Genomic DNA, 23,158 nt, shown 5'->3' with positions numbered 1-23,158 from the left:
TTTTTTATTTGGAGTTATCTCAAACGCAATCATTAAGATTCAACTTCCGGAGTAATCAGCTTATAGCCTTTTCCGTGAATATTGATAATTTCGATTGAATCGTCTTCTTTCAGGTGCTTACGCAATTTCGTGATATACACGTCCATACTACGGGCATTGAAATAGTTATCGTCAATCCAGATTGTTTTCAGAGCGAAGTCACGTTGCAAAATCTCATTGGCATGTGCGCAAAGCAATCCGAGCAGTTCAGACTCTTTGGTAGTCAGCTTAGTTTGTTTGCCTTCTGACGACAGAATTTGTTTCTGTGTGTCGAAAGTAAACTTACCAATCTTATAGATATTGCTTTCTTTGTTCTTCTTTCCACGAACACGTCTCAAGATTGCTTCAATTCTGAATGTCAATTCTTCCATACTAAACGGTTTGGTGATATAATCATCCGCACCGATTTTAAAGCCTTCCAGGATATCTTCTTTCAGCGTTTTGGCCGTCAGGAAGATAATAGGAATTTCAGCATTTGCTGCACGGACATCCTGTGCCAGTGTGAATCCGTCTTTTTTAGGCATCATCACGTCAAACACGCACAAGTCATATTTATTCTTCAAGAAAGCCTTATAACCGGCTTCTCCATCAGGATATAACTCAGCAGAATAACCTTTTGCCTGTAGATATTCTCTTAAAAGCATGCCAAGATTTTCGTCATCCTCGCACAATAAAATACGCAGTTTCTCGTCCATATCAATTATTTTTTAATAAAGGTAATGCAATAATAAATTTAGTTCCCACGTTCAGGTCGCTTTCCGCCCGGATGGTTCCCTTATGATCCAATATAATTTTTCTCACATAAGCCAATCCCAGTCCAAAGCCCTTCACATCGTGCAGATTACCCGTATGTACACGATAGAACTTTTCAAATATCTTTTTCAGGTTCTCTTTTTTGATACCGATACCATTATCCTGTATCGAAATCATCAGTTTACCCGACTCATTCCACGTTCTCACTTTCAGTTCCAGATCCTCTTCCGGTTTCTTATATTTCACCGCGTTATCCATCAGATTAAAGATTACATTCGTGATATGCATCTCGTCTGCAAATATAACAGGATCGGTGGCCTCAAGGTTCGATGTTATCTTACCATTATACCGTTCCACTTTCAGCGCAAAGGTATTGACAACTCCTGCTATTAATTCATTCGCATCAATCTCCTTCATCTTCAAAGTGGCCTTCTGACGTTCGAACATCGACATCTGGAGCACCTTTTCCACCTGGAAGCGCAAGCGCTTGGTTTCATCATTAATTACTCCCGATATATGCTGGAACATCTGCGGAGATTTTCCCACCGCCGGATCTTTCAACATCTGGGCTGCTAATGAAATGGTAGATATCGGTGTTTTAAATTCGTGCGTCATATTATTGATAAAATCATTCTTCATTTCCGTCAGTTTCTTTTGCCGGAATACGATATAAATCGTAAAGATGAATGTCACTAACAATACCAGTGTAAATATCAGCGACGGAATCATGAAACTGATGGAGTCAAAGATATAATCTTTCTTCCCCGGAAAGTGCACTTTCAAGATACTCATTTTGGCAGGCGGGTCATTCTTGAACAATGCCTGCTGATAAGCGTCTTCACTTCCCTTTGCCTCATAATCCGCACAACGGTAGACTTCCCTTCCGTCTTTGTCGATCACCGTAAAGTGATAAGGCAAATCTATACTATTATTATATAAGCTCGATTTCAGATAGTCATCCAGTTCTTTAAACCGTACTCTGTCTCCAATCGACTTGTCACTTCCCCGGTAAATCATCTGCCAGGCCACTTCATCGAGTAATGCCCGTTGATACATATACCGATTCTTGATGGCTTCCACTAATGAACGCGAAGTTTCCGGAATGGTCTTTGTCCCCCTGTAAGGAGAAATCATAGCCTTCGGAAGCTCGGAGGGCTTAGTGGTCATCACTTTCAGCTCAAAATCCGAATATACTTTTCCATCCTTAGACTTCACTGTAAACCGCTGCGTTTGCTGAATCAAGTTGTCTTGTTGTATGGAAGCATTATTCGCAATCAGCGCTTTTCTTTCTGCTTCTGAAATATCTTCGATCAACCAACGTCTGGTCTCTGCATATTCCACATCCTTGGAAACCTGATCCAGGCTATTGCGTACAGCCGAATCAAACTGTTCCTTACGGGTTTTCATCATTTCCTCTATATAACTTACCTGCAAATACAGCAAGCTAAGGAAGGAAAGCCCCATTACAATACCTAATATCCAAATTGTTGACTTCTTCATAGCAACAAAATTAACACTCCCTAATTAACACTCCTAATGCATTAACTTGATTTAACCGGAACTTCCCGGAAATTAACCGTAAGGAGCTATTTAGGTTGTATTCTGATTACTACAACAATAAAACCCCTCCTTTGGTTTGCAAATTTAATAAAAAATTAAATCTTCTCCTTGTGTTTTTCCATCTTTATTAATCATAGTTAAACAAAAACCGCCCCCTTTTACTTAAAAAAGGCGGCGGTTTTAACGTTTTAGTTGATTCTTTATGCCTAACAGATGATAAATACCGAATATTATAGTGAATATTCAATCAATTATCACCTATCATTTATACTTATTCTTCAGTTTGTTTAGCTTCAAAGTCCTTCATTAACTTATCTTGAACATCCGTCGGCACAAGCTCATAACTAGAGAATTTCATAATGAACGAAGCACGTCCACCCGTGAGAGAGCTAAGCGCCGTAGAATAAGACGACATTTCTTTCAAAGGTACTTTCGCAACCAGTTTCTCAAAACCTTTTTCACTACTCATACCCATAATCATGGCACGACGTCCCTGCAGATCTCCCATCACATCTCCCATCCTATCAGACGGAACAAACACTTCTACATCATAAATCGGTTCCAGAATTTTCGGACCGGCATTCTTGAAGGCTTCACTAAAGGCATTACGTCCGGCAAGCATAAAGGAGATTTCATTCGAATCTACCGGGTGCATCTTACCATCGTAAACAATAACGCGCACGTCACGAGCATACGAACCCGTCAACGGTCCTTGCTCCATACGAGACATAATACCTTTCATAATAGCAGGCAAGAAGCGGGCATCGATAGAACCACCGACGATACTGTTAACAAACACCAGTTTACCACCCCATTCCAATGGTATCTCTTCCGTACCTCTCACGGTAATCTTAAATTCCTGTCCATTGAACTTATACGTTTCAGGCACAGGCATACCTTCTTTATAAGGTTCTACGATCAGGTGAACTTCACCAAATTGACCAGCACCACCGGACTGTTTCTTATGACGATAGTCGGCACGGGCAGCCTTTGTAATCGTTTCACGATACGGAATCTTCGGTTCTTCATATTTTACCTGAAGTTTTTCGTTGTTTTCCAAACGCCATTTCAAGGTACGAAGATGGAATTCTCCCTGACCGTGTACCAAAGTCTGTTTCAGTTCTTTTGATTGCTCAATCACCCAGGTAGGATCTTCTTCGCGCATACGGTTCAGGATACTCATCATCTTTTCCACATCCGCTTCATTCACCGGCTTAATGGCACGGGTATATTTAGAGTTCGGATATTTGATAAAATTGAATTTGTAGTCACAATCCTTACCGTTCAGCGTATTACCGGTTTTCACGTCTTTCAGTTTCACGGCAGCACCGATATCACCGGCCTGCAATTCTTCCACCTTGACACGGTTACCACCGGCTACCACATAGATTTGCGCGATACGTTCCTTCGAACCACGGTCGGCATTCAGCAAATCGTCTCCCTCATGAACTTTACCGCTCATTACTTTAAAATAGGAAACTTCACCGATATGCGGTTCCACACTTGTCTTGAAGAAATAAAGAGATTCCGGTCCATTGGAGTCCGGAGCCACTTCTTTACCTTCCGTATTCTGTACCTTCGGCATTTCAGATACAAAAGGAACAACGTTACCCAAGAATTCCATCAAGCGACGAACGCCCATATCTTTACCTCCACAGACGCAAAATACAGGGAACATACCTCTGGCGATCAATCCCTTACGGATGCCTTCACGCATTTCGTCTTCTGACAAGGAATCTTGCTCGAAGAATTTCTCCATCAGATTTTCATCATTCTCGGCAGCAGCTTCTACCAATGCTTTGTGCATCTCCATAGCCTTATCCATTTCTTCTGCCGGAATATCTTCGATTGTCGGAGCCCCTCCTTCGGGTTTCCACGAGTATTTCTTCATCAACAATACGTCGATCAGCGCATTAAAGCCCGGACCGGTAGCTATCGGATATTGGATAGGAACAACCTTAGAGCCGTATGCCTCTTTCAGCTGTTCGAGGATATTATCATAATCGCATTTTTCATTATCAAGCTGGTTGACTAGAAAAATAACAGGTTTATTCAGCTTTTCTGTATAACGGAAGTGATTTTGTGTACCGACTTCGACGCCGTATTGGCCATTAAGAAGGATAATTGCTGTGTCGGTCACATTTAGTGCAGTCACTGTGCTGCCTACGAAGTCGTCCGATCCCGGACAGTCAATAATATTAAGTTTTTTGTTATTCCATTCTACATGGAGAACGGTGGAGAAAACGGAGTAACCATACTCTTGTTCAACAGGAAAATAATCGCTAACTGTGTTTTTTGCGGCAACAGATCCGCGACGTTTTATAACACCACTCTCGAAAAGCATCGCTTCCACGAGAGTGGTTTTCCCAGAGCCAGAACTTCCCAACAAGGCAATGTTCTTGATTTCATTAGTCTGATATACTTTCATAATATATAAGATTTTAGTAATTACTCAGTATGTTTCTCACATACCATTAATTTTGTGATGCGCAAATTAGGGATTAATTGGGGGAAAAGCAACACTTATGGCAGTGTTACTAAACAATGTTATGTAACACATCTTTAACATGAACATTTTCGAAACGGGTTAAAAATTATTTTCGCATGGCTATAAACTAATTTCATAGTTGCAACGAGTAATCCGGCACGATGTTATTTTTAGTTGTTTTCCTTTCATACAATAGTTTCCCCGTTGCCTAATCAGTTTTCGTTTGACTTAAGTCAAGCGATAGTTTAACTTAAGTCATTCTATCGTTTGACTTAAGTCAAACGAAAACCCGGCTACAAGTTCGAATCTTATTTATAAAAGAAAAGATCTTAAATTCAGCATTGCAGGAAATTATCTTCTACTAATCGATGGGGAATTATCTATTTAGCGTATTCCTGCCCCACTATAAATAATTTCCGTCAACTGCTTTTTTGATATATCTAATAATAGTCTTACTTTTACACCCACAAACCCAAACAGCATAGCTATGGCAGGTATCTATCTTCATATTCCTTTTTGCAAAACTCGCTGCATTTACTGCGACTTCTACTCAACCACTCGCAGCGAACTCAAAACCCGTTATGTACAGGCTCTCTGCCGGGAGTTGGCGATGCGTAAAGAATACCTGAAAGGAGAAGATATAGAAACTATTTATTTCGGTGGCGGAACCCCGTCTCAACTGGAAAAAGAGGATTTTGAACAGATATTTGATACCATCCGCGAGCACTACGGATTGAATCATTGTCAGGAAATCACTCTGGAAGCTAATCCGGATGATTTATCGCAGGAATATCTGGAAATGCTTTCCTCACTTCCTTTCAACCGCCTCAGCATGGGAATACAGACTTTTGATGACGCTACGCTCAAACTATTGAGACGCCGCCACAATGCCCGTACAGCCATCGAAGCAATTGACAGATGCCGGAAAGCCGATTTCCAGAACATCAGTATCGACCTAATTTACGGATTGCCCGGAGAAACAAAAGAACGATGGGAAAACGATCTCCGTCAAGCTATCAGTCTGAATGTAGAACATATCTCCGCCTATCACTTGATTTATGAGGAAGATACACCTATATATAATATGTTAAAACAGCACCAGATATCCGAGGTAGACGAAGACTCCAGTTTAGATTTTTTCACATCACTGATAGAGCATTTGCAGAAAGCAGGATTCGAACACTATGAGATTTCCAATTTCTGCCGCCCCGGAAAATATTCCCGCCACAACACTTCCTATTGGAAAGGAATATCTTATCTGGGATGCGGACCATCGGCACATTCTTTTGACGGAATGACACGGGAATGGAATGTGTCTTCAATCGACACCTATATAAAAGGTATAGAAGAAGACTGCCGTGCTTTCGAGACAGAGTATCTGGACCCAACCACCCGCTACAACGAATTTATTATCACTACCATACGTACCGTATGGGGAACACCTATAGAGAAACTGAAACAGATGTTCGGCAATGAAATGTGGGAGTATTGTCAAAAAATGGCTGCACCTTATCTGAAAAATGGTAAACTGGAGGAATACAACGGAGCTTTGCGCCTGACGCGTGAAGGGATTTTTATTTCCGACAGTATAATGAGTGATTTACTTTGGGTAGACTAACCAAACAAACAAAAAGCCGATGACCGAATCAGAAGTAAGAAAGTTATTGCGGCAAATGAAAGAACTGGATTCGCAAACTGCTTTCCGGGACTTTTACAACATGACTTACGACCGTCTCTTTCGTATTGCCTATTATTATGTGAAACAGGAAGAATGGTCGCAGGAAATCGTTCTCGATGTATTCCTGAAACTATGGAAGCAACGCAGCAATTTGCTTGATGTGAGAAACATTGAAGATTATTGTTTCATTCTCGTCAAAAATGCTTCGCTCAATTATCTGGAAAAAGAATCAAGACATACGCTTATTCATCCCGATTCTCTGCCGGAGCCTCAAGAACAAAGCTATTCACCGGAAGAATCGCTCATCAGTGAAGAACTGTTCGCTCTTTACGTAAAAGCACTCGACCGGCTTCCGGATCGTTGCAGGGAAGTGTTCATCCGCATCCGTGAAGAAAAACAGAGTTACGCACAAGTAGCAGAAGAATTAGGCATCAGCATGAATACAGTGGACGCACAACTTCAGAAAGCAATCACACGTTTAAAAGAGATGATTAGCCGGGCCGAAATAGATTAACATTCTTTTAGACAAAGAGCGTAGGGAGTTTCTGTCCCCCTCCGGTCTTTATCAACAAATAAGTCAATCAATCACTAAAAAAGACAGAAAATGAAAAAGCTAAATGACGCAAACATGGGGATCTTTGTCCTTCTTTCAGTTTGTCTGTGCCTGTTTTCATGCAACAATGACAACGACAACCTACCAAAGGACTATGCAGGATTTGAACATTCGAAGGAAACAGTAGAATGTGAAAGCGACAAATCCGAATGTGAGTTGAAAATTAAAATTGTTGCAACAGAAAAAACAAAAGAAGACCGGACTGTAGTACTTGCCACACCCCCTCCGGTAGTAGGACAAGCAGCAGTGGTACAGCTAACAGAAAAAAAAGTAATCATCAAAGCGGGTAAGAAGTCAGCAACAACTGTCATAAAAATCTATCCTAAACAGATGATATTGAAGAAGCAGAATGTCACTTTATCCTGCACTCCCCAGTGGAAAGAAGGAGGAATCAGCAAACTGACCATTCTGTTGAAACGAAAATAATAGATCAAGAGCAATACAGAAAAAAGATGAAATACACCGATACGGAATTAGAAGAAATACTGAACAAGCTCGTCGCTTCCACACGTTCACCGCGAGGACGGTTTTCAGCAACAACCAGTTACCCGGAACTAGAGAAAAGACTGAAGTCACATACCCGGTGTCTGACACTGATACGTACTTTCTCGGCAGCGGCGGCAGTAGCTCTACTTTGCCTATCGGTATGGACAGCCTATTTATATATGCAACCGGTCACGATACAAACGGTTTCCACCTTGGCAGAGACACGCACAGTCTGTCTTCCTGATGGCAGCACCGTCACTCTCAACCATTATTCTTCACTTTCTTATCCTGAAAAGTTCAAATCGGACAAGCGGGAAGTGAAACTAAATGGGGAGGCTTATTTTGAAGTAAACAAGAACAAAAAACATCCGTTTATCGTGCAGACTGAAACGATTGACGTTCAGGTGTTGGGAACTCACTTCAACGTAGATGCCTATCAGAACAATCCGGATGTAAAGACAACGTTATTGACAGGTTCGGTAGCAGTCAGCAATAAAAGCAAGTCAGTTCGTGTGATTTTGAAACCGAATGAGATTGCTATATATAATAAGGTGGAAGAAAAGCTCACCCGCAAGGTTTTAGAAAACGTAGAAGATGAAATTTCCTGGCGGCAGGGAGAGTTTATATTCGACGACCTACCTTTGCAGGAGATTGCCCGCGAACTATCCAATTCATTCGAAGCAACGATTCACATAGCCGACACGGCTTTGCAAAATTACCGGATCACAGCACGCTTCCGCAATGGAGAAGACCTGGCAACTATTTTATCTGTATTACATAATGCCGGTTATTTCGACTACTCACAAAACAAGAAACAGATTATTATCACTGCTAAACCAGACTAAGATGAATATTATATTCCAAGATCGCTTCCCTGTCAGAACCATTGTTCTGATAGGGGTAGCACTCCTTATCACCACACAAATATACGCGCAAAATGCGGACGCCCGACTTTCGCTGACACTACGAAACGCCACATTGAAAGAATTCGTCAAACGGATTGAGAATTCAACCGGATATTCTTTTATCTACAGTGAGGAAATTACCATAAAACATAAAATCAATTTGCAGGTAAAGGATAAGCCTTTGCGTGAGATACTTGACCTTGCGTTCAAAAATGAGCAGATCAGTTATCAGTTCACCGGCCGGCATATCCTTCTGCAAAAGAAAAAAGAATCAAAAACTGTAAGCCGCAAGTTCACTATCAGCGGATATGTCACTGATGGGACGTCTTCCGAGACGTTGATTGGAACCAACATCATTGAGAGTCATCAAAATCAAGGAACAACCACCAATCCTTACGGTTTTTACAGCATCACCCTGCCCGAAGGAGAAACCGAACTGCGTTTCTCCTATCTGGGCTATGCCACAGAAGCGCATCATTTTACGCTCTCACAAGATACATTATTAAATATCCGCATGCAGGGTAACACGCAATTGCAGGAAGTAGTCATCGTTTCCGACAAAACCGAGACAGGAACTATAGCCACCCAAATGGGATCTATCGAAATTCCAATGACGCAAATAAAAAATACTCCGAGCATACTGGGAGAGGCAGATGTAATGAAAGCCATCCAACTGATGCCCGGCGTACAGGCAGGAGTAGATGGATCTGCCGGACTGTATATACGTGGTGGAAGCCCGGATCAAAATCTAATCTTACTTGACGGGATTCCTGTATATAACGTAGACCATATGTTCGGATTCTTTTCGGTTTTTACTCCGGAAGCCGTCAAAAAAGTAACACTATTCAAAAGTTCTTTTCCGGCACGTTTCGGCGGACGGCTTTCTTCTGTCATCGACGTCCGTACCAATGACGGAGATATGCAGAAATACCACGGCACACTTAGTATCGGACTACTAACTAGCAAAATCAACCTGGAGGGTCCGATTGTGAAAGGGAAAACGTCTTTCAATATTTCCGCCAGACGTTCGTATCTCGACCTCATCGCTAAACCATTCATGCCGGATGACGAGGAATACAGTTATTATTTTTATGACATCAATGCCAAAATCAATCATAAATTCTCCGACCGGAGCCGCGTCTATCTATCTGCCTACAATGGAAAGGATCATTTTGCTGCCAATTATGACGGAAATACAGATTTCAAAGACGGAAGCAAAATGAATTGGGGAAACACGATTCTTTCTGCCAGATGGAACTATGTATTCAACAACCGTTTATTCTGCAATACGACAGTCTCCTACAGCAACTATTTATTCGACATCAACTCATATACCAACAATCAATATCTCGGCAGTAGCGGTACATCATTTACCAACCGGTATTCAGCCGATTACCGTTCGGGAATCAATGATTGGAATTACCAGATCGACTTCGATTATAATCCATCTCCCAAACACCACCTCAAATTTGGAACAGGATATATCTATCATCGTTTCCGCCCGGAAGTTATGACCTCTAAAATCTCCAATAAGACAGGAGATAAAATAGACCTGGACACAACCTACCACAGCATAGCCAACAACCGGATTTACGGACATGAGTTATCCGCTTACCTGGAAGACAACATCAAGATGAATGATCGTCTGCGCCTGAATCTCGGACTGCATTTCTCATTGTTTCATGTGCAAAAACAAAGTTACTTTTCCTTGCAACCACGTGTTTCCGCACGCTATCAATTGGGAAAAGATGTAACCCTGAAAGCATCTTATACCCAAATGAGCCAATATGTACATTTACTATCGTCAATGCCCATTGCCATGCCTACGGATTTATGGGTTCCGGTCACTAAAAAGATCAAGCCAATGCGCTCCCACCAATATTCATTGGGCGGATACTATACGGGAATCAAAGGATGGGAATTCTCGGTAGAAGGGTATTATAAGGATATGTATAATGTGCTGGAATATAAGGAAGGCGTCAGTTTCTTCGGTTCTTCCTCCGGTTGGGAAAACAAAGTGGAAATGGGCAAAGGACGTTCGGCCGGCATTGAGTTTATGGCACAGAAAACCCTTGGAAGAACAACAGGATGGTTGTCCTACACTTTATCCAAAAGTGATCGTCAGTTTGCCAAAGGCGGTATCAACAACGGTGAACGGTTCCCATATAAATATGACCGAAGACACAATATCAACCTGACAATCAACCATAAGTTCAGCGACCGTATCGACATCGGTGCTTCCTGGGTGTTCTATACAGGTGGAACAAGTACAATCCCTGAAGAGAAAACCGCTGTCATCCGTCCTAGTGACGGCACAAACAACGGATTTGGGGGAGGATATGGATATGGAGATTATTTTGATTCAAGCATAACTTCACCCACCATCGGAGAAGCTTCATATGTGGAGCATCGTAATAATTACCGGTTACCAGCCAGTCACCGGTTGAATGTGGGAGTCAATTTCAACAAAAAGACCAAACATGGTATGCGTACCTGGAATATCAGTCTGTATAATGCATATAATGCGATGAATCCTACCTTTGTATATCGCAGCACCAGCAAAAACGATCCCAACAAACCGATTATCAAGAAGTATACTATACTTCCATTAATTCCATCATTCACTTACACTTATAAATTCTAAACCCATTATGAGAACTCGTATATGTTATCCATTTATCCTGTTAATAGCATTGCTGACAACAGTTTCTTGCGAAAACGAACTCCCTTTTAGTGTAAAGGACAATCCCCCCAAACTAGTGATGAACGCACTAATCAACGCAGACAGTCTGACCAACGTTCTCTATCTCAATTTCACGGGAAGAGGATACGCCACTCATGTAGAAAATGCCACGGTGGAAGTACGCGTTAACGGACAGTTATCAGAAAGTTTACGTCCGCTCCCACCCCAAACGGAAGGAGATATGCAATGCCGCTTCCATATTTCCAGCAAATTTACTCCCGGAGATGTAGTTCGTATCGACGCCCTCACAGACGACGGACAATATCACGCATGGACTGAAGTGACCGTACCACAGCGTCCACATGAAATAGCTGATATCGATACGGTCACCATTCCAATGACAAAGTATTATTATACGCAGAATTTTCTCCGATACAAAATCAATATCAAAGATCGATCCAACGAAGATAATTACTACCGGCTTATCATGGATAAGCAAATGACAGTGAAAGACTATAATGAAGAAACAGGGGAATTTGTCAGCCGGACAATACATCGCTATCATTTTATATCCCGCGAGGATATTGTGCTGACAGACGGACAGCCCACCAACAGCGATGACGAAGACAACGGCATGTTCGACACCGTAAAGAATATATATGGTGTATTCGACGACTCACGATTCAAAAATACATCTTACACAATGACGGTTTACAACCAGACAGATATTGACGGATTTCCTGAATACGGCACCAATGTAAAGATGGATATTATTGTACGTCTTTTAAGCATCACGGAAACAGAATATTACTATCTGAAAGCACTTAACCTGGTAGATTCCGACGCTTACGATGAAACAATAAATGAACCAATCAAGTACCCCAGCAATGTACATGGAGGAATTGGGATGATTGGAATCAGTACGGAGACAAGTAAGATCATTCATATAGAAAAACCACAACGATGAAAACAAATCATAAATTATGGATAGCAGACTGCGATAAACCGTAGTTTTGAAGATTCACCGTCTGTCAATGCCGCTTGCGTGGATGATATGGTCGAATGTCTGTCAATAGCCATGAAAGAAATCGTGGAAGAGATTAGCCAAGATTTACATTTAATACTATCTTTGCAGCCAAAAAGCAGGCACTAACTATGTTTATCATTATTGGAATTATGCTGACAGGCATGCTTCTTGGCTACTTGTTACGCAGTAAAAGACTATCATGGATACACAAGATAATCACTCTCCTTATATGGATTCTTCTCTTTCTTCTCGGAATAGATGTAGGGGGTAATGAATCTATCATCAAAGGATTACACACTCTTGGACTGGAAGCTGTTGTCATCACGGTAGCTGCGGTCATAGGAAGTACTTTATGTGCATGGGGCTTGTGGTACCTATTATATAGTAAAGGAAAGGAGACAAAAGCATGAAAGGTAGTTTGATTATTGTCTCTTTTTTCATTATCGGCACTCTTTGTGGAGTTTACCATCTTATCCCATACGACTTCACCGACAGTAAACTTAGTTACTATGCCCTCTGCGGACTCATGTTCTGCGTAGGTATCAGCATCGGTAACGATCCGAACACCCTGAAGAGTTTTCGGTCCCTGAATCCCCGGCTTGTATTCCTTCCTATCATGACGATACTCGGCACATTAGCAGGCTGCGCCATAGCGGGAGCTTTTATGAGCCAGCGAAGTCCTTTAGACTGTATGGCAGTTGGAGCCGGATTTGGTTATTACTCGCTCTCCAGCATATTTATCACCGAATATAAAGGTCCCGAATTGGGAACTATCGCATTACTTTCCAATAATCATAAAGACATATATAAAATGAAAACAAGTTCCAAATAAATATAGATAAATCATCTATATATCAATAATTTATATACGAGTTTTTATTTTCGGTTGTTTTCTACGTTTTCAGTTGCTTTGCTCTTTTTAGGTGCATTTTTGTTTCTTGTTTGTTTCTTGATTTCGTTTTTTATTTGTACCTTTGTGATAGGAAATAACGAATAAAAGGACACAAATATGCCAAGGACCAGAAAGCCAATAAAAGTAAAGGAGCCGATTCGTCTTCGGACGAAGGAGTTGGCCAATGGCAGCAAGAGTTTGTATCTGGATATATACCGTAATGGTAAGCGGACATACGAGTATCTGAAAATGTATCTTATTCCGGAAACGGATCGTAATGCCCGCCAACAGAATGAAACGACAATGGCTGCCGCAAATGCAATCAAATCGAAGCGTATCATAGAGTTGACAAGTGGTGAAGCCGGTATCATGAATCACAAGGATAAGGTTTATCTGCTGGACTGGATGCAGCTCTATAAGGAGGAACAGAAGAAACGTGGCAAGAAAAACACGGGTCAGATAAAATCTGTTACCGATATCTTGAAAGAGTATGCAGGAGAAAGGTTCACATTAAATCAGATTGACCTCACTTTTTGCCACGGCTATATCGACTATATGCTGACAAGCTACCGTCCCAAAGGAAAGCCCCTCTCGGCTTCTACGCGTAATACCTATTACCAGATTTTCAACGGTGCGTTAAATGCCGCTGTCCGTGCGAAACGCATCTTAAAGAATCCATTCAACGAAATGGAAAAATCGGAGAAGCCCAAGATGCCGGAAAGTGTGCGTTCGTATATGACTATTGAAGAAGTGAGATCATTAATCGCTACACCAATGCAGAACGAGGGGGTAAAAAGTGCCTACCTGTTCTCCTGCTTCTGTGGACTACGTATCAGTGATATTATCGGATTGCAATGGAAGAACGTGTTTATTGACAACGGCCAATACCGCTTGGCAGTAGCCATGCAGAAGACAAAGGAGCCGATTTACCTTCCGCTCTCCAATGAAGCGTTGAAGTGGATGCCGGAACGTGGGGACAAGACAGCAGACGACCATGTGTTCGATTTGCCTTCAGGTATCAACCAGCTTATCAAACCATGGGCCAAAGCCGCCGGAATTTCCAAGCGATTCACCTTTCACACGGCCCGCCACACGTTCGCCACAATGATGCTGACATTGGGAGCAGATTTATACACTGTATCTAAATTGCTCGGTCATACATCTGTAAAGATGACCCAAGTGTATGCCAAAATCGTCAATAAGAAAAAAGACGATGCAGTAAATCTGACTAACGGTTTATTCGATTGACAATGCGATGAGCATCAGACCAGATATCTAAACACTTATTTAGGGTGTTGTTCCGGCAGGATTTTCTTTCGGGAGCAACACCCTTATAATATATTATAAATCCAATTTAAAGTATTTCATCATGAAAAGACCTAACAATGGCCCTCTCTCTTTTTGGAGGGAAGAAACATCTGCACCATTTTGTTGCAGAACAGGATGTAGCGAAAGAATTTTTCGCATTGCTCGTTGAAGCAAAAACAATGTATCTCCGTGATGTCGTGGCGGGTAGTAAGCAGTACCACCGTTACGTGGAGGATTTTGTAAACAGCCACCGGTATATCGACTGCAACCATGCGGTCTGCCGGAACTGCCATGAAATGAACATTCATATCGTCAAAGGATTATTAAACGATTGTTCCAATCTTATCCGATCACTTTTTACCGAAGCAGACTTCTCGTTCGAGAAGTGTATGGAACTGAAACGAATGTATGATATGTTTGTGCCACCATCACAGTCCATCACGTGCTGCAAAGACGGCCCGACAAGGATTTATCCTCTTTCTTTTGGATGCAATCTCACTCGTAAACAGATGATAGGTATTACGGCTTGTGCCAATGCTTATCATCTGTTTTGCGTTTCTACCCTACACGTGGAAGATATGGAAGCCCTGCTTTCCTGCAAGGAAGGATTCTGTATTCGTGTAAACAATATCCGTCATGTGGCCATCCTGTTCGATACACTCCTTGAGCACTCGTTCATCCAAGCCAAATGGCAGACCGTTCTCAGTAATGGACGGTTCTTACAAACCAAGGACGGAAAAGGATTCGTTTCAGCTTCAAGCCTTTCATCCGCTCTGTCTGCTCTACGCAACAACATGACATCAGCAGGTTACGGTATCAGGCGAGCCATTGATGAACTGAGAGAGTGGTAAGAAGTGCCAATAAGCGAAGTATGTGAAAGGTAAAAGCGTGATAGTTGCCGTGATACGTGGTTACTATCACGGTGCAAATTCATGCTGCCCTTTTGGGTTGTCCTATCTTTGCCCTCCGTTAGCGCGCTACATAACGGAGGGCATACTTCCATTGTCTAATTTTATAATAACTCATTTATGCAAAATAATAGATTGACATTCATGGAACGGCTGAGTGAACGGCTTACAAGCGTCGAAGCCATCCTAAAGAAATTAGATCCGATAGAGGGTCTGTTGGAACGCATCGCATTGCTGGAAAAAAATATATATACCACCAAACAGGTGTTTACCTTCCAAGAGGCTTGTATGTATATCGGAATATCCGAGAGTATGCTGTACAAGCTAACATCAGGCAAGGAGATTCCGCACTACAAGCCACGTGGCAAAATGATATATTTCGCCAAAGAAGATCTGGACGAATGGCTTTTGCAGAATTATGAACCAACCGTAGATGAAGCAGCACGTATGGCAAACGAGGCCGCTGCCACACAACCTTTCTTTAATCAAAGACGCCATGGAAAACGAAAGAAGAACTGAATATAATGTGGATATGAGGCCGGAGGAGGATTTCTTATCGGATATCCTCTCCGCCTCGCAGATTCGGGCGACGGATACCTATGAAACGCCGCCACAGATTATCTGGATAGACAACTCGACCATTGCTACGCTCGGCAACTTCAGCGCATCAACCGGCAAGGCGAAATCAAAAAAAACATTTAACGTTTCGGCCATTGTCGCTGCATCGCTGGCAGGGAAACAAGTGCTGAACTACCGGGCGCACCTCCCGGAAGGTAAACGCAAGATTCTGTACGTGGACACGGAGCAGAGCCGCTTCCATTGTCATAATGTACTGGAACGCATCTTGCGGCTTGCCGGACTGCCCACTACAACCGACAGTGAAAACCTCGACTTTATTTGCTTGCGCGAATACTCTCCGGCCATACGCATTGGGGTCATCGACTACGCCTTACGCCAAAGAAAAGGATACGGACTTGTAATTATCGATGGTATCCGTGACCTGATGCTTGATATAAACAGTACCGGTGAGTCTGTGGAAGTCATTAACAAGATGATGGAATGGTCATCAAAGTATGACCTGCATATCCACTGTGTGCTACACTTGAATAAAGGAGATAACAATGTACGCGGGCATATCGGTACGGAAATGAGCAACAAAGCGGAAACCGTACTGGTCATCAGCAAAAACAATGATTGTCCCAACATCAGCGAGGTCCATGCGTTACATATCCGTGAGAAAGAGTTTAAACCTTTTGCTTTCACTGTCAATGAGGGTGGGCTCCCGGTTCTCGCAGAAGGGCATTTGTTTGAGAATGCCCCACATCAGAAACCGAAACAACGGACGGGTTTTATGGAACTAAGCATCGAACAGCACCGTGAAGCCCTTTCCGCTGCGTTTGGAGACAAACCTATCCGTGGGTTTGAAAATATGCTGCAAGCCATGATGACTGCTTACGAGGCAATCGGATTTAAGCGTGGGAGAAACGTAATGGTCAAACTGCTGCAATATTTGACTGACACCTTAAAACTGGTTATCAAACGAGATAAACTTTTTTATTATGACATGACACAGGCAGAAACCATGCTTTTCGATGAAGAATGAGAGCGGGCGCGGGCCTATATAATTCAGTTTAATTTAGTATTTATATATATAGGGGCGCAAACTAAACTAAACCGCTTTTGTACAAACAAGTGAAAAGAAATTTAATATGACCATAGACGAAGCAAAACGAGTGCGTATCGTGGACTTTTTGGCCCAGCTCGGCCACCGTGCGCAGTATATGAAATCAGAGCAATATTGGTATCTTTCGCCTCTCAGGAAAGAGGTGACGCCATCGTTCAAAGTCAATGACCGGCTGAATGAATGGTATGATTTTGGTGAGGCCACCGGAGGCGACCTTGTGGAACTGGGTAAGTACCTTTGCGGAACTAAAAGTGTGAGTGAAGCATTAGCATACATCAAACGGTATGTCAATGGTGTGTCGCTGCCGAAAACCCGGGCGTTGCCCGCAACCTCTCGACCAGTGGAAGCCGACATGAAGAATTTGATTATCGTGCCGCTGCGACACCACGCACTGCTCTCATATCTCCATTCACGTATGATTGATTCGGATATCGGACGAATGTTCTGCAAGGAAGTGCATTACGAACTGCGCCAGAGACGTTACTTTGCACTGGCCTTTGGCAATATATCCGGTGGATACGAGGTACGAAACCCTTATTACAAAGGATGTATCAAGAACAAGGACATTTCCTTGATACCCCAATCGCGTGGTGAGGCACAGAGCCGTGTCTGCCTATTTGAAGGATTCATGGACTTTCTGTCCTATCTAACCCTAAAACAGACGGACGATAGTGCCATTTGCATTAATGCCCCCTGTGACTACCTTGTTATGAACTCGGTCAGTAATCTGAAAAGGACATTGACGTATTTGCAAAAATACACGTATATTCACTGTTACCTTGACAATGACCTTGCCGGACAAAAGACAGTGGAAACCATAGCCGGGATGTATGGCAGATGCGTCTATAACGAGTCCAACCGTTATGCCGGTTACAAAGACCTGAACGACTACTTACGTGGGAAGAAACAATGAAAAAACCGCTCCCTAAGCCCTCCTTCATCACGGAGGGCTTTTTTTTATATCCCGACTTTTCCTGTTTTCTTATCCAAAATCATATTTGAATATGATTTTGAAATATGATTTTTAGATTTTGAAAAAATATTATATTGAAACGATACGTTTTATAATCAATAATTTTATCTTTCAAATTATCCATTCTTATTTTGCACATACAACAAAATATAAAAATCATATTATACAAAAATATATGAAATCATATTTTATTTTCACCATTGTCCTGACGGTTGCCTATCTCGTCTATTATGCAGTTATCATCGTGCAGGACCTTTATGGAAAAAAAGGAAATGGCAAGCCGGAAGAAGAGGTATTTGACCTCGGTGCGCCAGAAGATGAACAGAGTGTGTACGTGACGGAGAGCGATACGGGATTCAATGTGGGTAATGAGAAATATGAAACAGATGTTGCCCCTACCGCTTCGCCTGCACCACAGGAGACGGAAACCGCAGACAATAATGGCGAGATAGCCGTGGCGGAGAAGCTAAAACGCCTGAAAGCCCAAGCGGAGGAACAGATGGAAGAAACCGAGACCTACCTGTCGGACGCATACACGGCAGACGAACTGTACAAAGCGATGCTTGCCAAAGGAAAGACGGGCAACCGTCCGGAACTGGTGTGGAAACCTCTCAAAGACCGATTGTAAAATGTCGAAAGCAAAAAAAATATTATGTGCATTGTGCTTTGTCCCTTATGCGGCATTCGCCAAAAGTGGCAGCGTAAACTACAGTTGGGGTGCAGACGCACTGGCAACGATGCACGACTTCGTGGTGACGATGATGCTGTACGTGCTGTACATCTGCTACGCTGTCGCCTCGGTTTTCGTAGTCGTTGCCGCGCTCCAGATCTATATCAAAATGAACACAGGCGAGGACGGCGTGGTGAAGTCTATCGTATCACTTGTCGGTGCGTGCCTCTTCATCATTGGAGCTTCAATCGTGTTCCCTGCTTTCTTCGGCTACCGCATATAGGTGGCTGATAGAAGTGTAAAATAAATTCAAAAACAAGAGTACCACAAAAATGTAATAAATATGTTTCAGAAATTTAAAAGAATGTGCCGAAAGGCAAAGAAAACTATCATGCAAGTTTCCACCAAAGTAAGAATGTTAATCATTGCCCTGTTGGGAGGCATACCTGCTATGGCTCAAAGTACGGCAGGCGATTACTCGGCCGGTACGACAGCTCTATCAACCGTAGCGGAGGAAATCGTGAAATACGTTCCTGTCATGGTCAAACTCTGCTATGCCATTGCTGGTGTCGTGGCCATCATCGGAGCCATTTCGGTGTATATCGCCATGAACAACGAGGAACAGGATGTCAAGAAGAAGATTATGATGGTAGTTGGGGCGTGCCTTTTCCTGATTGCGGCAGCCCAAGCATTACCTCTATTCTTCGGAATTAACGCATAAACAGCCAGGAGGAATGACTAAAAACGGACGTTATCCGGATTACCCGCTGTTCAAAGGACTGCAACGGCCTTTGGAACTGATGGGATTACAAGGTCGCTACATCTATTGGGCGGCAGGCGTGGCTGGTGGGGCCATTGTGGGCTTCATCGCCGCCTACTGTCTTATGGGCTTTGTGGCCGGACTGGTCGTATTGGCAACTGTCTTATCTGCGGGAATCGTGCTTATCATCCTCAAACAGCGAAAGGGGCTGCACAGTAAAAATGTAAAACGTGGAGTGTATGTGTATGCCTATTCGCACAAAGTATGACTATAAGAAAAACCATCACGGCAATGTGTGTGGCTGATTGATTGTTGAACGCGGGCGGGTCCGTCTCCAGCCGAGGCAGACCTGCCCCTATTTAATGAACGAATATCGGAATGACCCTATATATCATTTTATTTTTCATCGCTCTATGTACGGGTATGGCCTTGTCAGTCTATACGTTCGGTACGGGCGGCAAGCGCAAGCATATCTTTCAGAACATCTATTTCTCTGTGGAAGATACAGACGGTGTGGGTGTGCTGTACACCAAGACGGGTGAATATTCCGCCGTCTTGAAAATCGAAAATCCGGTACAGAAGTATTCGGCGGACATTGACAGCTATTACGACTTCACGCATCTATTCTCTGCCCTTGTGCAGACGCTGGGCGAAGGGTATGCTTTGCACAAACAGGACATCTTCGTAAGGAAACAGTTCGCGAACGAACCGGAGCATAATCAAGAATTTCTCTCGTCATCGTACTTCCGTTATTTTAATGGGCGTCCGTACACGGACAGCCTTTGCTATCTGACTATCACACAAGAAGCCAAGAAGAGCCGTCTTTTCTCTTACGATAGCAAGAAATGGCGCGATTTCCTCGTGAAAATTTATAAGGTTCGAGACCTACTACGCGACAGCGGTGTACAAGTGAAATTCCTGAACAAAGCCGAGGCAAGCGAATATGTGGACCGTTACTTTGCGATGAACTTCAAAGACCGTATGGTCTCGATGACGAATGTCAAGGCTGACGACGAAACGGTATCTATGGGTGACAAACGCTGTAAGGTGTACAGCCTCGTGGACGTAGACTGCGCCGCGCTCCCCTCGCTGATACGTCCCTATACCAATATCGAGGTGAATAATACCGAGATGCCAGTGGATCTTGTCTCGGTGGTGGATAATATTCCGAACGCAGAAACGGTGGTGTACAACCAAATTATTTTCCTGCCCAGCCAGAAGCGGGAACTGGCATTACTCGATAAAAAGAAGAACCGGCACGCAAGCATCCCCAATCCGAGTAACCAAATGGCTGTAGAGGACATCAAACAGGTACAGGACGTAATAGCCCGTGAAAGCAAACTGCTCGTGTACACGCACTTCAACATGGTGGTGGGCGTGCCTGCGGACACCGAGCTTCAAAAATGCACGAATCACTTGGAAAACGCTTTTGGGCGCATGGGCATACACATCAGTAAGCGTGCATACAACCAACTGGAACTGTTCGTCAGTTCGTTTCCGGGCAACTGTTACAGCCTGAACGAGGAATATGACCGTTTTCTGACCCTCTCCGACGCTGCGGTATGCCTGATGTACAAAGAACGGGTGCAGCATAGTGAGGAAACACCGCTAAAAGTTTATTACACTGACCGCCAAGGTGTTCCGGTAGCTATCGACATCACGGGAAAAGAGGGAAAGAACAAGCTGACCGACAACTCGAATTTTTTCTGCCTGGGGCCTTCGGGCAGCGGAAAGAGTTTCCACATGAATTCCGTCGTGCGCCAGTTACATGAACAGGGGACGGACGTGGTAATGGTCGATACGGGTAACTCATACGAGGGGCTATGCGAGTATTTCGGCGGCAAGTATATCAGCTATACCGAGGAACGGCCCATCACGATGAATCCGTTCCGCATCAATCGAGAAGAGATGAACGTAGAAAAAACGGGATTCCTGAAAAACCTCGTCTTGCTTATCTGGAAAGGTACGCAGGGAACGGTCACAAAGACGGAAGACCGTCTGATAGAGCACGTCATCACGGAATATTACGACGCCTACTTCAACGGTTTCGAGAGCTTCACACCCCAACAGCGTGAGGACTTGCGTAAGAGCCTCGTTATTGATGACCGCAACAGCAGTGAGAAGCGGCACGAAAGCGAACGGGAACGCGCGGCCCGCATCGAGGGTATCATTGACGAGATAGAGGGTCGGCGCAAGGAACTGAAAGTGGAGGAACTGTCATTCAACTCTTTCTATGAATATTCCGTGCAGCGCATCCCGGATATCTGTGAGGAGAACCGTATCACGGGCATCGACCTCTCGACATACCGCTATATGATGAAGGACTTTTATTTGGGCGGCAACCACGAAAAAACGCTGAACGAAAACATGGACAGCTCGCTGTTCGACGAGACGTTCGTGGTCTTCGAAATCGACAGTATAAAAGATGACCCGCTGCTTTTTCCTTTGGTCACGCTGATTATCATGGATGTTTTCTTACAGAAAATGCGCATCAAAAAGAACCGCAAAGTCCTTGTCATCGAGGAAGCGTGGAAAGCCATCGCCAGCCCGCTGATGGCGGAATACATCAAATTTATGTACAAAACGGCACGTAAATTCTGGGCCAGTGTAGGTGTGGTGACACAGGAGATACAGGACATCATCGGCAGCGAAATCGTGAAAGAGGCCATCATCAACAACTCGGATGTGGTGATGCTGCTTGACCAAAGCAAATTCAAGGAACGTTTCGACACCATCAAGGCGATTCTTGGCCTAACGGACGTGGACTGTAAGAAAATTTTCACCATCAACCGCCTCGAAAACAAGGAAGGACGCAGCTTCTTCCGCGAGGTATTTATCCGCCGGGGCACGACCAGCGGTGTTTATGGCGTGGAGGAACCGCACGAGTGCTACATGACCTACACGACTGAACGGGCAGAGAAAGAGGCTCTGAAACTTTACAAGCGCGAGCTACAATGCAGCCACCAAAAGGCTATCGAGGCATATTGCCGTGACTGGGATGCCAGCGGTATCGGCAAGGCATTGCCGTTTGCACAGAAAGTTAATGAAGCGGGACGTGTACTGAACTTAACCACTAAAATAACATCATAATGAAAACGAAAAGGATTTTAATCACCCTGTCACTGGACTACGGAATAAATATGATGGGGTTTGAAAGCAGCTTGACGCGCGAACAAATTTCTGTCAATAATCCGGAACTCACTGTTTTGTCCCTCCGGGAGTTTTGTATGCTATCCAAGGAGAACCTGCTCCGTATGGATGACATGACACCGGACAAGGTAGCTGCCATCGAACGGCTATTGGCGGAGTATTCCCTTCGGTTGGGTATGTCCGATGTAGAACTGGAAACGTACTTGAACCGATATTATGAAGAAAACCCCAAAGAAAAGGAGTTTTACGATATGTGCGACAGGCTGTGTAGCAGCAAACCTGCCTTCGATGAAAACAGATTTCGTGAAGAACTATTCCGGGAACTGAACAGCAGTCCGATGAGTGAAAAAAGACTGAGTGACTTAGGATGGCTACGCTATCAGACCGTGCGCGAAACTTATCTAAACCAGCCTTTCTTCTTGAGATGGTTCGGCTCCCAAGAAGCCCGGATCAAAAGGGCCATCAAGGATACTACCATCATACATGATATGTTCTGCCGACTTGTCACGGAGAATTGTATCGAATCTGAGCGGTGGTATTTCAATCACAAGGAACCGGAATACATAAAAGAGGTCTGAAAC

General features: G+C 43.5%; 21 protein-coding genes and 1 pseudogene. 19 read left to right on the top strand and 3 right to left on the bottom strand.

Features of this window, described 5'->3' with window-relative positions:
- Positions 1 to 32: 32 nt before the first annotated feature.
- From BSCG_RS12235 to BSCG_RS12245, 3 genes are all read right to left on the bottom strand, one after another.
- Positions 33 to 734, bottom strand: coding sequence for a response regulator transcription factor (locus tag BSCG_RS12235; protein WP_004299326.1), 702 nt, complete (start codon positions 732 to 734; stop codon positions 33 to 35).
- Between the two features lies 1 nt (position 735).
- Positions 736 to 2,292, bottom strand: coding sequence for a sensor histidine kinase (locus tag BSCG_RS12240; RefSeq protein WP_004299325.1), 1,557 nt, complete (start codon positions 2,290 to 2,292; stop codon positions 736 to 738).
- A gap of 331 nt (positions 2,293 to 2,623) precedes the next feature.
- On the bottom strand, positions 2,624 to 4,780 hold the full coding sequence (locus tag BSCG_RS12245; protein WP_004299324.1) for an elongation factor G: 2,157 nt from the start codon (positions 4,778 to 4,780) through the stop codon (positions 2,624 to 2,626).
- A gap of 547 nt (positions 4,781 to 5,327) precedes the next feature.
- On the opposite strand from BSCG_RS12245, the gene hemW reads away from it, so the two are divergent.
- From hemW to BSCG_RS12335, 19 genes and pseudogenes are all read left to right on the top strand, one after another.
- Positions 5,328 to 6,458: a radical SAM family heme chaperone HemW gene (gene hemW, locus BSCG_RS12250; RefSeq protein ID WP_032849558.1), complete on the top strand. Its 1,131-nt coding sequence runs from the start codon at positions 5,328 to 5,330 to the stop codon at positions 6,456 to 6,458.
- A gap of 19 nt (positions 6,459 to 6,477) precedes the next feature.
- Positions 6,478 to 7,032, top strand: a complete 555-nt coding sequence (locus tag BSCG_RS12255; protein WP_004307962.1) for an RNA polymerase sigma-70 factor — start codon at positions 6,478 to 6,480, stop codon at positions 7,030 to 7,032.
- 90 nt (positions 7,033 to 7,122) lie between these two features.
- Positions 7,123 to 7,557, top strand: coding sequence for a hypothetical protein (locus tag BSCG_RS12260; RefSeq protein ID WP_004307961.1), 435 nt, complete (start codon positions 7,123 to 7,125; stop codon positions 7,555 to 7,557).
- 26 nt (positions 7,558 to 7,583) lie between these two features.
- Entirely contained in the window at positions 7,584 to 8,462 is an 879-nt protein-coding gene (locus BSCG_RS12265; RefSeq protein WP_008776244.1) for a FecR family protein, read from the top strand.
- Between the two features lies 1 nt (position 8,463).
- Complete coding sequence (locus tag BSCG_RS12270; protein ID WP_008776243.1) at positions 8,464 to 11,166, top strand: TonB-dependent receptor; 2,703 nt, start codon at positions 8,464 to 8,466, stop codon at positions 11,164 to 11,166.
- 7 nt (positions 11,167 to 11,173) lie between these two features.
- A complete protein-coding gene (locus BSCG_RS12275) occupies positions 11,174 to 12,172 on the top strand; it encodes a DUF4249 domain-containing protein (RefSeq protein ID WP_008776242.1) in 999 nt (332 codons plus the stop codon).
- A 188-nt stretch (positions 12,173 to 12,360) separates the two neighbouring features.
- On the top strand, positions 12,361 to 12,642 hold the full coding sequence (locus BSCG_RS12280) for a LysO family transporter (RefSeq protein ID WP_004321999.1): 282 nt from the start codon (positions 12,361 to 12,363) through the stop codon (positions 12,640 to 12,642).
- A pseudogene (locus tag BSCG_RS12285) lies at positions 12,639 to 13,037 on the top strand (lysine exporter LysO family protein); the annotation flags it as partial. The gene BSCG_RS12280 and the pseudogene BSCG_RS12285, both read left to right, overlap by 4 nt.
- A gap of 204 nt (positions 13,038 to 13,241) precedes the next feature.
- Positions 13,242 to 14,372: a site-specific integrase gene (locus BSCG_RS12290; protein WP_008776240.1), complete on the top strand. Its 1,131-nt coding sequence runs from the start codon at positions 13,242 to 13,244 to the stop codon at positions 14,370 to 14,372.
- Positions 14,373 to 14,509: 137 nt separating this feature from the next.
- A complete protein-coding gene (locus BSCG_RS12295) occupies positions 14,510 to 15,283 on the top strand; it encodes a hypothetical protein (protein WP_032849557.1) in 774 nt (257 codons plus the stop codon).
- Positions 15,284 to 15,460: 177 nt separating this feature from the next.
- Positions 15,461 to 15,859: a helix-turn-helix domain-containing protein gene (locus BSCG_RS12300; protein ID WP_008776237.1), complete on the top strand. Its 399-nt coding sequence runs from the start codon at positions 15,461 to 15,463 to the stop codon at positions 15,857 to 15,859.
- Positions 15,837 to 16,943: an AAA family ATPase gene (locus BSCG_RS12305; protein ID WP_005777412.1), complete on the top strand. Its 1,107-nt coding sequence runs from the start codon at positions 15,837 to 15,839 to the stop codon at positions 16,941 to 16,943. Before BSCG_RS12300 ends, BSCG_RS12305 begins: the two co-directional genes overlap by 23 nt.
- Positions 16,944 to 17,049: 106 nt before the next feature.
- Entirely contained in the window at positions 17,050 to 17,937 is an 888-nt protein-coding gene (locus BSCG_RS12310) for a toprim domain-containing protein (RefSeq protein ID WP_008776236.1), read from the top strand.
- Positions 17,938 to 18,172: 235 nt separating this feature from the next.
- Complete coding sequence (locus BSCG_RS0127535; protein ID WP_032497462.1) at positions 18,173 to 18,625, top strand: hypothetical protein; 453 nt, start codon at positions 18,173 to 18,175, stop codon at positions 18,623 to 18,625.
- A gap of 1 nt (position 18,626) precedes the next feature.
- Positions 18,627 to 18,950 carry a DUF4134 domain-containing protein gene (locus BSCG_RS12315; protein ID WP_004310187.1) on the top strand — a complete coding sequence of 108 codons (324 nt, stop codon included), beginning with the start codon at positions 18,627 to 18,629 and terminating at the stop codon, positions 18,948 to 18,950.
- Positions 18,951 to 19,010: 60 nt separating this feature from the next.
- Positions 19,011 to 19,388 (top strand): DUF4134 domain-containing protein, encoded by a 378-nt coding sequence (locus BSCG_RS12320; RefSeq protein WP_004322059.1) that lies wholly within the window; start codon positions 19,011 to 19,013, stop codon positions 19,386 to 19,388.
- A gap of 13 nt (positions 19,389 to 19,401) precedes the next feature.
- The gene (locus BSCG_RS12325; RefSeq protein WP_008776235.1) at positions 19,402 to 19,695 is read left to right on the top strand and encodes a hypothetical protein; all 294 of its coding nucleotides are present in this window, start codon (positions 19,402 to 19,404) and stop codon (positions 19,693 to 19,695) included.
- Positions 19,696 to 19,805: 110 nt separating this feature from the next.
- Positions 19,806 to 22,517 (top strand): helicase HerA domain-containing protein, encoded by a 2,712-nt coding sequence (locus BSCG_RS12330; RefSeq protein WP_008776234.1) that lies wholly within the window; start codon positions 19,806 to 19,808, stop codon positions 22,515 to 22,517.
- Positions 22,517 to 23,155 carry a hypothetical protein gene (locus BSCG_RS12335; RefSeq protein WP_007761274.1) on the top strand — a complete coding sequence of 213 codons (639 nt, stop codon included), beginning with the start codon at positions 22,517 to 22,519 and terminating at the stop codon, positions 23,153 to 23,155. Before BSCG_RS12330 ends, BSCG_RS12335 begins: the two co-directional genes overlap by 1 nt.
- The last annotated feature ends 3 nt before the right edge of the window (positions 23,156 to 23,158 follow it).

Origin of the sequence: Bacteroides sp. 2_2_4, assembly GCF_000157055.1 — a bacterium.
Taxonomy (GTDB): Bacteria; Bacteroidota; Bacteroidia; order Bacteroidales; family Bacteroidaceae; genus Bacteroides; species Bacteroides ovatus.
This window is presented reverse-complemented; position numbering and strand designations above follow the sequence as displayed.